Source organism: Vibrio sp. SCP2, from assembly GCF_059295395.1.
On sequence record NZ_JCAFVV010000001.1, the window covers coordinates 1,292,446 to 1,304,803 of the forward strand.

General features: G+C 43.3%; 13 protein-coding genes. 5 read left to right on the top strand and 8 right to left on the bottom strand.

Annotated features, from left to right (window positions below):
• Positions 1–93 precede the first annotated feature (93 nt).
• A complete protein-coding gene (locus AC5O63_RS06215) occupies positions 94–1,530 on the top strand; it encodes a coniferyl aldehyde dehydrogenase (protein ID WP_494504313.1) in 1,437 nt (478 codons plus the stop codon).
• Here AC5O63_RS06215 and AC5O63_RS06220 read toward each other — a convergent pair.
• Entirely contained in the window at positions 1,527–2,426 is a 900-nt protein-coding gene (locus AC5O63_RS06220; protein WP_494504314.1) for a LysR family transcriptional regulator, read from the bottom strand. The two genes, AC5O63_RS06215 and AC5O63_RS06220, sit on opposite strands and share 4 nt — an antisense overlap.
• 153 nt (positions 2,427–2,579) lie before the next feature.
• Between AC5O63_RS06220 and AC5O63_RS06225 the strand changes: the two genes are divergently transcribed.
• From AC5O63_RS06225 to AC5O63_RS06235, 3 genes are all read left to right on the top strand, one after another.
• On the top strand, positions 2,580–3,299 hold the full coding sequence (locus AC5O63_RS06225; RefSeq protein ID WP_494504315.1) for an SDR family oxidoreductase: 720 nt from the start codon (positions 2,580–2,582) through the stop codon (positions 3,297–3,299).
• 499 nt (positions 3,300–3,798) lie between these two features.
• Entirely contained in the window at positions 3,799–4,611 is an 813-nt protein-coding gene (locus AC5O63_RS06230; protein WP_494504316.1) for a PilZ domain-containing protein, read from the top strand.
• A gap of 82 nt (positions 4,612–4,693) precedes the next feature.
• Positions 4,694–4,867, top strand: a complete 174-nt coding sequence (locus AC5O63_RS06235) for a hypothetical protein (RefSeq protein WP_004745783.1) — start codon at positions 4,694–4,696, stop codon at positions 4,865–4,867.
• Positions 4,868–4,926: 59 nt separating this feature from the next.
• On the opposite strand, the gene nagB is transcribed toward AC5O63_RS06235, so the two are convergent.
• On the bottom strand, positions 4,927–5,727 hold the full coding sequence (gene nagB, locus AC5O63_RS06240; protein ID WP_494504317.1) for a glucosamine-6-phosphate deaminase: 801 nt from the start codon (positions 5,725–5,727) through the stop codon (positions 4,927–4,929).
• Between the two features lie 381 nt (positions 5,728–6,108).
• Between nagB and AC5O63_RS06245 the strand changes: the two genes are divergently transcribed.
• The gene (locus tag AC5O63_RS06245) at positions 6,109–7,251 is read left to right on the top strand and encodes a tetratricopeptide repeat protein (protein ID WP_494504318.1); all 1,143 of its coding nucleotides are present in this window, start codon (positions 6,109–6,111) and stop codon (positions 7,249–7,251) included.
• Positions 7,252–7,301: 50 nt separating this feature from the next.
• On the opposite strand, the gene sstT is transcribed toward AC5O63_RS06245, so the two are convergent.
• The 6 genes from sstT to AC5O63_RS06275 form a co-directional block, all read right to left on the bottom strand.
• Positions 7,302–8,522: a serine/threonine transporter SstT gene (sstT, locus tag AC5O63_RS06250; RefSeq protein ID WP_049843302.1), complete on the bottom strand. Its 1,221-nt coding sequence runs from the start codon at positions 8,520–8,522 to the stop codon at positions 7,302–7,304.
• Positions 8,523–8,746: 224 nt separating this feature from the next.
• On the bottom strand, positions 8,747–9,826 hold the full coding sequence (gene rsgA, locus AC5O63_RS06255; protein WP_494504581.1) for a ribosome small subunit-dependent GTPase A: 1,080 nt from the start codon (positions 9,824–9,826) through the stop codon (positions 8,747–8,749).
• A gap of 224 nt (positions 9,827–10,050) precedes the next feature.
• Positions 10,051–10,500, bottom strand: coding sequence for a copper chaperone PCu(A)C (locus AC5O63_RS06260; RefSeq protein ID WP_272278817.1), 450 nt, complete (start codon positions 10,498–10,500; stop codon positions 10,051–10,053).
• A gap of 5 nt (positions 10,501–10,505) precedes the next feature.
• Positions 10,506–11,099: an SCO family protein gene (locus AC5O63_RS06265; RefSeq protein WP_494504319.1), complete on the bottom strand. Its 594-nt coding sequence runs from the start codon at positions 11,097–11,099 to the stop codon at positions 10,506–10,508.
• Complete coding sequence (locus AC5O63_RS06270) at positions 11,096–11,524, bottom strand: hypothetical protein (RefSeq protein WP_494504320.1); 429 nt, start codon at positions 11,522–11,524, stop codon at positions 11,096–11,098. Before AC5O63_RS06270 ends, AC5O63_RS06265 begins: the two co-directional genes overlap by 4 nt.
• Positions 11,525–11,624: 100 nt before the next feature.
• On the bottom strand, positions 11,625–12,158 hold the full coding sequence (locus AC5O63_RS06275; protein WP_494504321.1) for a GNAT family N-acetyltransferase: 534 nt from the start codon (positions 12,156–12,158) through the stop codon (positions 11,625–11,627).
• Positions 12,159–12,358 lie beyond the last annotated feature (200 nt).

Here is a 12,358-nt window from a genome sequence, read left to right on the forward strand (position 1 = left end):
TGGAGTTTCACTTTCACAATCGGATAAGGCGACTTTGTTTGTGAAAATGACTAAGCTTAACCAAGAATTGAAGAAAAACTTGTTGGCTATCGTATGGAAAAAGTGGTCGATCTTAATCGTTGGCAGAAGGAACACGTCAAAACAGAGCAAGACTTAAAGCACCTGTTTTCTGAAGTAAAAGCGAGCTATAGCAGTCTGCCTTATCCGGAGTTGGAGCAGCGTTTAGAATGGCTTCGCATCCTCAAGTATGAACTGTTAGAGCGCAAACAATTGTTAGTCGATGCGCTGCGCCAAGATTATGGATACCGCAGTGAGTTTGACAGTTTGATCTGCGATTTACTGCCAGCAATTACCCATATCAACTACACCATCAAACATCTCAAAAGCTGGATCAAACCAAGCAAGCGATCTGCAGGGTTATTACTGTTCACTTCCAAAGTCCGTGTTAATTATCAACCTTTAGGTGTTGTTGGGGTCATGGTGCCTTGGAACTTCCCTATCGTACTGAGTATTACCCCTATTGTGACGGCGATTGCTGCGGGAAATCGGGTAATGGTTAAACTCAGCGAACACACGCCAAACACCAATCAAGTACTCTGTGACCTATTTTCTGAAGTAGGCGAGCACGTTTATCCAGTTGAAGGCGGGGCTGATATATCACAGTATTTTAGTGCGCTACCCTTTGATCACCTGCTGTTTACGGGTTCAACCAAGGTAGGAAGACTAGTAGCTGCTGAAGCGGCTAAAAACTTGACACCAGTAACCTTAGAGCTCGGTGGTAAGTCTCCGGCTATTGTTGCCAACGATGCAGATATTGCCAAGGCGGTAGATGCCATCTTACTAGGAAAATCTATTAATGCCGGGCAAATTTGCGTTGCACCTGATTATGTCTTGGTGCCACAGGGTAAAGAGTTAGGTTTCATTGAGCGCTATTTAGAACGCTTTTATCAACTTTATGTAAAAGAAGGGGAGCTAGAGTCCTCAACATCGATCGTCAGTGACGCTCAATATCAAAGATTGCAGCACTATTTACAAGATGCCAAAAGCCTAGGTGGAACCGTTCACACCATAGATTACTTGAATCTTGAGCCTCGACAGATGGTTCCACACTTGGTGACGGGTATCTCTGATAAAATGCTCCTTATGCAAGAAGAGATTTTTGGTCCAATATTGCCAATTATTGGCTATCGTCACCTGAATGAAGTTTTTGCTTTTATTAACGCTAGGCCACGGCCATTGGCTTTGTACCTGATGTCAAACGACAAAATTTTACAGCACCAAGTAATTGAACAAACTCACAGCGGTGGCGTGGTGGTCAATGACACCTTGCTTCACGTGGCAGCCAAGGATGCGCCATTCGGTGGAATAGGTGAGTCTGGGATAGGGCAGTATCACGGCGAGGAAGGCTTTCGTACTTTCTCTAAAGCGAAGACAGTGCTGTACTCTCCTGCTTGGTTACCGCGGAGTTACTTGCTGCTAAAATACCGTAAGTTAGCCACAAAGATACTTGGGCGTATGTTTCTACGCTAAATGGCAAGTGCGTCAAATCGCTGTTTGACGAAATCTATAAACACTCTTAAGCGCTTGGGCTGGTATCTGTCTCGATGATAGATTGCAGAGAAATCGACACTAGGGATAGCCCACTCTGAGAATACTTCAACCAGTTCCCCTTTCTCTAACTCCTCTCGGCAGTAGATGGCAGGGACTCGAATAATGCCTTGATGATTCAACGCACCTTTCACTAAGACACGTCCATTTTTACACTGTAAATGCCCATGAATGGCGATTTCAGCCTTATCTTGGTTGGTTTGATGGGTGAACCCCCAACGCTTTACTGAACCAGTTAGGCATTGATGCTGCGCGAGTTCTTTAGGATGAGAAGGTTGACCATGAGTACTGAGATATTGAGGCGTTGCCAGTGTGCTCATTTCAATTGTCATCAACTTGCGCGCAACAAAGCCTGAGTCTTCCAAGCGTCCCATGCGGAAGGCGATGTCAAAATCCTCTTCTAGCAAGTCGACTCTATGACTACTAAAATCTAGATTAACCTGCGTATTTGGGTACTGTTTCATGAAGTCACAGGTAATCTGTGCAATGAGTTCTTCCCCTAAATAGCCACCGACACAGTTAATGCGAATCTCACCTTGAACTTGCTCCACGTCATCGACTGCAGACAAGATGGCTTGATCAATTCCCGCTAGGGCCTTCTCACACTGCAAATAGAACTGTTTTCCTGCGTCAGTGAGTTTTAAGCTGCGGGTAGTGCGAATTAGCAACGTTACCTTCATCTGCTTCTCTAGGTTGCTTATTTGGCGTGAAACGTGGGAGCGAGATACATCTAGTGCTTCGGCTGCCTTGGTAAAATTGCCAAGCTGAGCAATTAGAACAAATGAGCGTACATCTGCGAGGTTAACCTGATTCAACATATAAGAGTCCATCAATTGAGTAATCTTAATTGTTGCAATATAGCAACAGTGTTTCAACTGAAGTGATATATATCAACAAAGTTATTTTTCTTAATATACCCCCATCGCAGCGAAACAGGCTGTATCTCAATCCAAATCAGAGGAAATATTAAGATGAAAAAACTTATTGTAATCACAGGTGCTAGTTCAGGTATTGGTGAAGCGATTGCTCGTCGTTTAAGCAACGAAGGTCATCCTCTACTTCTGTTGGCTCGTCGTGTAGAGCGCCTAGAGGCATTAGAACTTCCGAACACCATGTGCGAGCATGTCGATGTAACAGATAAAGCAACTTTTGAAGCGGCAATTGCTAAAGCGGAAGCTAAGTTTGGCCCAGTTGATGGCTTGGTGAACAATGCAGGCGTGATGCTACTTGGTCAAATCGATACTCAAGATGCTAGCGAATGGAAGCGTATGTTCGATGTAAATGTCATTGGTCTTTTGAACGGTATGCAGGCAGTGCTAGCGCCAATGATGTCGCGTAATAGCGGCACAATTATCAACATCAGCTCAATCGCAGGTAAGAAGACATTCCCTAATCACGCTGCATATTGTGGTACTAAATTTGCCGTTCACGCGATTTCTGAAAACGTTCGAGAAGAAGTGGCCGCGTCTAATGTTCGCGTTACGACCATTGCACCAGGGGCTGTGGAGACTGAGCTGCTATCGCATACTACGTCTCAAGAGATCAAAGATGGTTACGATGACTGGAAAGTTGACATGGGCGGTGTATTGGCTGCCGATGATGTGGCGCGTGCTGTGGAGTTTGCTTATAACCAACCGCAAAACGTCTGTGTTCGCGAAATTGCTTTAGCGCCTACTAAGCAGCAACCATAATTCTTCATTGCAGGTTCAAACACCAAAAAGCTCTAGCCTCCGCTAGAGCTTTTTTATTGGCGGATAAACTGACGAAAACGTCGGACAAGTCAGTTTTTTCTGATTAACTTACAATTATCTAAATAGCAGCGGTTTTTTTTTTGATTTGGTCATGAAGGATTTCTTGTCTTTATGTAATCAATTTGTGTCTGTCTGTTTCTTATTTGATGTTTTGCGAAGGGTGATATTTGAAGTGATGACTTGGTTATTGCTCTGTAAGCCTATATATTCCGTGGTGCATTAGACTTTAGTCGATGAGGAGTGGAAAATTACAAGATTACTATATTTCATATTTGATTCCTTAGTTTTTTATTGAAGCTAATGTTTCAGATTTGATTTTTGTAGTAGGATGACCAGGCTAGAATTATAGTTGCATATATAACGGGTCAGACTAGTTTTCCAATTTACGTTTGAGCGACTATAAATAAATAAGTGATAAATTGCATAGGAGTCGCTGATTGTGGACGTAGCTGAAAAGAAAAACGAAAACTTAGAAGAGTTACAACTATCTGATAGTCCCCAACAACAGGCTAATTCTCCAGAAAATCAACCTCAAGATCGAATGGATAAAAGTGCAGAGCCATCTGGGTCGATTCATTATGGAGAAGATGCCTTTCTCAATGTGATGCCTTTATGTGAGGTGGCGTGCATAGTGACAACACCAACTGGGAAAATTCTCAAATGTCGCACCAAGTACATAGGTCTTCATTCAAACAATATCCTGCTGCTCGAAATGCCGACGGTATCTCCTAAAGAAAAGTCACAGTTTATGCAGCGAGGTTACCTATTAAAAGCCTGTGTAATCTCTTCAAAAGGAGAAGGGGCGCGAGTCTACTTCAAGAGCAAGATTGAGTACGTTTTGAGTGGTGGGGAAAATGATTTACTTCTCGTCACCTTACCGAAGGCTACTCAAGTGGTTGTTGGCCTGAGAGAAAGTGCGCGCTTAGAGATTAGTCTTGATGGAATACTTGCGCCTGCAGACAGTAAGTATCTTTGTCAAATTAGAGACGTGTCCCAACAAGGATGTCTTATTGTTGTAGATAGAGGTAAAACTAACTACAGAGTTGGATCAATGGTGGAGCTAAAAATTCACAGTATAGAAGAAGAAAGCCCTGCTGTTGATGAGGTACTCAAAGCAATAGTTAAAAACGTGTCAAAAACTAGCCATTATGTAAAGTATGGCGTTAAGTTTGAAGATGAAAGCTTGGAGTATGTAAGTGCGCTTATTGAAGGATTAAATTTCTGCTCCATGCAACAGAAGTTCACTTTGTAGCAGTTCTCTAATCGTCATATGAATTCTCAATTCTTGATTATACTTAGTAAGAAGACATCATAATATTGAGAGGAATGCGCATATGGAATTACGTAACGAACGTGGTGAAGTGACTCAAGTCGCGGACAATCTCACCATCAAAGAAGTGCTAGAGATGGGTTATTCGATAGACCTTTGTGATGAAGCGTTTGACCCGAATGAACATTGGGTTGCGAGTGCAGGGCAGAAAGGGCGAGGAGAGATCCCTGAAAGCTAGTATTGACCGAATAAAAAAATCCGAGCATCGCTCGGATTTTTTCAATTTGGGCAAAGGAATTAGAAACCTTTGATGTTCTCTGCTTCAAGTTCAGTAAAGTATTTTACAGTCTTCACTTTCAATTCTTGAGTTGCAGGCTCGTCACATACGATTACTGACTTAGGGTGTAGCTGAAGTGCAGACACCGTCCATAGGTGGTTAACGCTACCTTCAACTGCTGCTTCAAGAGCTAGTGCTTTGTTGTGACCTGTTACTAAGATCATGATCTCTTCAGCATCAAGAAGTGTACCTACACCAATGGTTAGCGCGTATTTTGGTACTTGGTTGATATCGCCATCAAAGAAACGAGAGTTAGCGATACGAGTATCTTCCGTTAGCGTTTTAATACGAGTGCGTGAAGATAGAGAAGATGCTGGCTCGTTAAATGCGATGTGACCGTCGTTACCTACGCCACCCATAAATAGGTTGATCTTGCCGTAAGACTTAATTTTGTCTTCGTAACGCTGACATTCTTCTTCGTTGTTTTGTGCATTACCGTCAAGAAGATTGATGTTTTCTTCTGGAATATCAATGTGGTTGAAGAAGTTATTGTACATGAATGAACGGTATGACTCAGGGTGATCCGCAGGGATGCCAATGTACTCATCCATGTTAAATGTTACTACGTGCTTAAAGCTAACTTCGCCAGCTTTATGCAGTTCGATAAGCGCTTTGTAAGTCGCCAAAGGTGTACCACCAGTTGGTAGACCTAGAACAAAAGGACGCTCTGCAGTAGGTTTGAAATCGTTGATACGTTTAACAATGTGCGCCGCTGCCCACTTACCTACTTGTGCTGCTTGATTTAACGGGATAAGTCTCATTTTTTGCCCCTAGTATTGGAATTTATGATGCTCTGAAACATTAATTCGCATTATAAAATAAGTTCATCGTCACCGCTATTGTTTTTGGTCAATTTTTCTCGATTTCTTGTGAAAGTCTCTTGCCTGAGTTCAGTGTATTCGATTGCGTTGACTAAAATAGTAGTAGCGAAGGTGTCGAATGGAAGAAAATTTTTGTCGCTAAAATAAGATATAGGCGTGATAGAATTAGAGTTATGATTGACGTTGTGAAGCAGATACCACCCTTATGTCGATTGCATAACGGTGATTAGTGTTCTGAGTTAAGATAGTGCGCTCAACCATTTGGTTTTTGTGCCGATACTATTATTAGTAGAGCGCCTAAAGGAAGTAAAAGAACAACAAATGAATATCATGGGGATCGCCATTGGGGCGACAGGTTTGCTGCTTCTCTGCATGTTTTTGTGGATGCTAGCCCTATCTTTGCGTAAAAAACGTCTCGAACAGGAGCGTAAAGAACGTGAAATCGCTTATCGTAAAGCGATGGAAAAGAACCGTAAGCAGGAACAAGAAGAGCGAGTGATACAAGCGGAAGGAGGTCATGTTCCCACTATCTTGTATCTAGCAAAAGAAGCTGAAAGAACAAGACCACAGGAAGCGGTCTACTGGTATACCAAAGCTGCGAGACTTGATAACGTCACTGGAATGTACGGTGTGGTGCGGATTAGTAACAAGATGAAGCAGGATCTTGTGCTTAAGGAGCAAGCAAAGTTTTGGCAGGTGTGCATTGCAGCTTCAGAGGGCAGTTTACCTCATCAATTTGAGATGGCTCAGGCACTGTTTACTGGTCGAGGAACCGAAGTGAATTTGCCTAAAGGGTTATCTGTCATGGAGTCTGCCGCGGCACAAGATCATATCAATGCTTTAGTTTTCCTCGGCGATTGGTATATCGCGGCGAATAACCCAGACAAAAGTCCGAGTAAATCAACAGACTATTACCGCAAAGCAGCAGAGCTGCGCAGTAATGAAGGGCGCATGAAGTTAGGGCTTAACTATATCCAAGGACGTGGTGTAGCGAGTAATTTTGAACGCGGTATTTACTGGCTTGAGCGAGCCGCTGAAAAAGGCCATCTTGACGCTATGTATAAAGCGGGTGAAGCATGGATGGATCAAAAAACCAATGGCAATGCTTTGGCGTATATTTGGCTGTTCTTAGCCGGCCAGTTGGGCCATGAACCAGCGAGAAACTTAAGAGATCAGGTCGCTTTGAATATCGGGGTAGACACGGTTGTTGGCTTACAAAGCTTAGCGAAACCTATGGTTAAAAGGATCCGCGACAATAAAGTCAGTAAACATTCGATTATTAAAGCTCTAAATAAGCTGTACAAGCGCTCTATACCAACAGATGAACATATTGATGCTTTGGGAGCAGGTACAGCAGATAACACATCGCAAGTGGAAGCAAGCCCACCTCCTGATGAAGAAGTTAAAGTCAGTGAGCCATCAGGCAAAGTAGACTATTCTCAGTCGCCAATGGATAAGCAATAAAAAATGGCCTCGTTACTCACGAGGCCATTTTATTGGATATCATCTAACAATTACTGCTGAGCTTGTTTTTGCTTCGCTTTACATACTGCGGCAGTAAACACTACGTCAGTTGAACTGTTAAGTGCGGTTTCTGCTGAATCTTGTACAACACCAATAATGAAGCCAACCGCAACAACCTGCATCGCGATTTCATTTGGAATGCCAAATAGTCCACAAGCAAGCGGGATCAAGAGTAGTGAGCCACCCGCAACACCAGATGCACCACACGCCGATACCGCAGCAACAATGCTAAGCAGTAATGCGGTGAGCAGATCAACTTCAATACCCATAGTATGAACAGCGGCAAGTGTTAGCGTCGTGATGGTAATTGCAGCGCCTGCCATGTTAATGGTTGCACCTAACGGAATGGATACTGAGTAAGTATCTTCATCCAGTTTTAGCTTCTCACACAGTGCCATATTCACAGGGATGTTGGCAGCACTTGAACGTGTAAAGAATGCTGTTACGCCACTTTCACGAATACACTGCAGAACCAGTGGATAAGGGTTCTCACCTGTTTTAACGAATACAATGATTGGGTTAACAACCAATGCGATGATCGCCATTGAGCTTAAAAGAACCACGAGCAATTGTGCGTAACCAGCTAGTGCTTCGAAACCTGTCGTTGCCAGTGTTGAAGCCACAAGGCCAAAGATACCAAATGGTGCTAGGCGGATGATAAAACGTACGATCTGAGAAACGCCGTGGCTTAAGTCTTCAAACACCGCCTTTGTTGTACCAGAGGCGTGGTGCAGCGCTAAACCTAGACCGATAGCCCAAGCCAGGATGCCAATGTAGTTCGCACTCATTAATGCATTGACTGGGTTGTCGACAAGTTTAAACAGTAGCGTGTTAAGTACTTCAGCAATACCTTGCGGAGGCGTTGCCCCTTCAGCACCAGAAACAAGCGTCAACGTGGTTGGGAATAAGAAGCTAAGTACAACTGCGGTTAAAGCGGCAGTAAAGGTACCGAAAAGGTAAAGAACCACAATTGGGCGCATGTAGGTATGCTGGTTTTTCTTTTGGTTAGCAATCGATGCTGCTACCAAAATGAAAACAAGAATAGGCGCTACTGCTTTTAGTGCTCCGACAAAAAGACTTCCAAGTAAACCGACGCTTTTTGCGTGCTCTGGAGAGACGGTCGCTAAACCCACACCAAGAATGATGCCGGCTAGGATCTGCAAAACCAGATTGCCACGTGCAAAGCGTGCAATAAGAGAGTTGTGTTGCATAGTTATCCCTGCAATGAATAGTTTTATAAATTTATAGTAATTTCAGTTATTGCAAACTGAGACAGACATACTAGCGACTTGAAACATTGTGTCTAGAATTAATTGAAAATTAGCATTAAAAATTAACTATAATCGGTTTTTGTGAATTTTATGTTTTAATCTTGTGCTTTGTGAGTAACAAAAAAAGGGGCAAGCGCCCCTTTTACCATGTTGTGAGAATAACTCTAATAGCCGTTACTGTGCTTCTGATTGCGGCTCGCATTTTGAACTTTTTTATAAAACTTGGTCTGCTTTTTAAACGAGGCACGTTTTTCAGCAATGGTTGCACTGTTGCGACGCTGCTCTCGCAGTAGTTTCATATAGTTCGTTAATCGTCTCTCTTCTAATTCACCTGACTCGATGGCCTCTCTCACTCGGCAGTGAGGTTCATCCTGATGTTGGCAATCCGAAAATCGGCATTGTGCAGCCAGTGACTCCACGTCAGAGAAGGTTTCAGCCACGCCATCTGCACAGTCAATCAATTGTAATTCACGCATTCCCGGGGTGTCGATGAAAACGGCCCCTGTCGGCATAAAGTGCATAGAGCGACTCGTTGTTGTGTGGCGACCTTTACTGTCGTCTTCTCTGATACCGCCTGTGAGCTGGACTTGGTCTTGCAGCAAGGTGTTCACCAATGTTGATTTTCCCACACCTGATGAGCCCATGAAGGCGACGGTTTTCCCGCTTTGACACCAAGGCAATAGTTTTTCGCAGTGTGTTTTATCAAGCGCATTTACAGTTTCGATTATCAACAATGGGTCTAGCTGCTGTAGTTGCCTTTTCTTGTCTTCAGCATCGCTCGCCAAATCAGCTTTAGTGAGAACAATAACAGGCTCAACATCGGCTTCATGAGCAATCGCAAGGTAACGCTCAATTCGACTGAGATTAAAATCCTCATTCAGCGAGCAAACAATAAACAAGGTTGTGACGTTAGCAGCAATGAGCTGTTCGTTGACCTTGCTACCTGCTGCTTTGCGATGGAACAAGGATTGCCTGTCCAAAAGCTTCACAAAGTGCTGATTGCTATCGATCAAAATCCAGTCACCCACCGTCATAGAGGGTAGTGACTTGTGGATCTCCAATGGAAACTCACCAGATTCGCTCAATAGCTTATAGCCACTGCGGTGGTGCTCAGTGATACGAGCGGCAGTGAACTCTTGATCTAAATCTTCTAGTGTTAGTTGTTGTTGAAATAGGTTGTTCCAACCAAGTGTCGCTAAAGATATTGGCGTATTTGCTTTGGTATTCATAGTTGCCCCAAGCATACAGATATCTGTATCCATATAAATTTGCTAGGGTCTTAAGACCCCGGTTTAGATAACACCGGGCAAAGGAAGGGTAGAAGTGGGTTATTAAAGTGACTTCACCAATTTTGCCGAGTGGGTTTAAGTACAATCATCGTATCCTCCTATGGACTTATTTCTGTTTACGCCGGCTATGATAGCAAAAGAGGTGAACATTTGCCCACCTCTTATATTAAAATCATTGCTTAGTGGTGGTGATGTTTCATACCACTCATCACTTTCTTAATCGGAGCTGTGATGGTTTGTTGGTCACCGTTGGCAAAGGTGAGCTGAACATCAATGCTATCGCCTTCAGCAAAAGGTTTCGTTAGGTTGAATAGCATAATATGTAGGCTGCCAGGTTTTAGGACCGCAGTCCCATTTGCAGGGATGGTAATTTGCTCAACTTGGCGCATTTTCATCACATCGCCCTCTTTGATCACATCGTGCAGTTCAACTTTACCTGCCGCATCTGTGGTAGCGGAGACGATATAACGGTCTTTATCACTATGATTCATAAACTCACCAAACACGGCACTGGTTGCTGCATTGGGTGGCGTAGCACGTGCGTAGGTGTGATGAGCCATGATATCTGAATCTGCATAAGCAAAAGGGCTTAATGCCAAAGAGGCTAAGAGAAGGGCTTTAAGTTTCATCCTGACTATCCTTTCGATGTAATCGTTTTAAAGGCTTCAACCAGCGGTGCTGGAGTGAGCGTGTGTGGCACTTTTGTGATTAATGTGCCATCTGGTTTGAGGAAATAGAAATAGGAGCTGTGATCCAGCGTATATTTCAATTCAGAGTTTTCTAGTTCGGTTTTACGGAAAATCACACCATACTGATGAGCAAGTGGGGTAGTCACCTCTAAAGGCGCTGAAAGTCCTTCAATCATTGGGTGAAAGTATTGAGCGTATTTGTATGAGTCAGCAGCCGCATCACGCTCCGGATCCAGCGAGATAAACACTGGGCGGAAGTGTTCTTTCGTTTCTTGATCAATTTGGTTCAGCGCGCCTGCCAGCATGGCCAAAGACGTTGGGCATACATCTGGACAACGAGTAAAGCCAAAGTAAACGACTCTAATTCGTGTATCTTGAGGATCGAAAAGTGACACCGCTTTGTTATCTTCACCGAACAGCGTAATGCTAGATGTATCTTGCGCGACGGGTGCATCACTATTTTGATGATCGAGATAGCTTTTCAGTCCAAAGCCAAGAACAAAGGCAGCGACTAGGATTAATGACCAGTTCTTACTCATCGTTCCATCCTTATTGATGTATTGATTGATTGTTTGCCGTCAGTGATGGTGCCATACCAAGTCATCGCGTCTTCTGTGCACACAGGTAACACGACTTCACCAGTAAAGATTCCTGAGCCAGATTTGTCGATCTTAAACACAACAGTGCCCATCTCCATCTCATACCCTTTTAAAGTCATCATCAGACTATCGCTATTGGCGTTTGCCCAGTTAACCGTCACTTGGGTAGGGACGAGTGGGTGAGTGATGTCTTTGTTTGCCTGAACAGAGATAGCGTCTTGCTGACACTGGCTAGTCGTAAGCAGGCAGTAGTCGTCTAGAGATACCTGCTGGTTTGTTGATTGATACCACTTAACAATATCACTGGCAAAGAAACCGGCACCTAACGCAACGGCAATAAGAAGAAACTTTGCATAGCTGGGCATAACATCTATCCCGAGAGTTTAAAAACGAGCGCAATCCTAGCATAAAGCACTCTATATCTATGAGATAACGAGTAAAATTGTGCTCAGCGTCAACTCAACCCTAGCGATTTCTGTGAATGCCATAGATAGCGTGGTCGAGAATCCGTTCACCGATTTTTTCTTGATTGGTGATCACACCTTCCAGAGTCATCCCCGACCTTTCAGCAACACTCCGACTTGCTCGGTTTTCTACCGCTGCTGAAAGTTGGACTTTTTCCATGTTTAACTCGTTGAAAGCAAAATCGATTAGATGTTTGACAACGCGAGTGACAATTCCATTGCCTTGGTGGTGCTTTGATAACCAATAGCCTATTTCTAGGCATTTAGTGTCATAGTCAATATTGAAACAGCTACAGTTTCCAACGATTTCTCCACGATACACAATGGCACAAGTAATGGTTTTTCCTTCTGCGTATTCATGCAGCACGCGTTGTACAAACAGACGAAAATCTTGTTCACTCGTGTAATGAGGTGGCCAAGCAAGCCATTGGGATAAATAGTCAATTTGGTCAGTGACCAGTTCACTGTATTTGACTGCAAAGGATTCTTGAACCAGTGCGATGGAAATATCGTCATCCACTTTATGTGTAAACATAGTCTATTCCTTGCATATGTTAATTAAACTAACCTAACAAACTACAAAGGTGATGGCTAGATTAATTAAATGAAAAAAGAGTTTGATTTCTAGCACGAAAAATACGCACTACGTTGCACGGTTCACAATTCTGTTAATAACCATTCATAATTTATGGTTTATAGATAGTACTTTCGTTTACCCTGCCTTGCATAAAAATT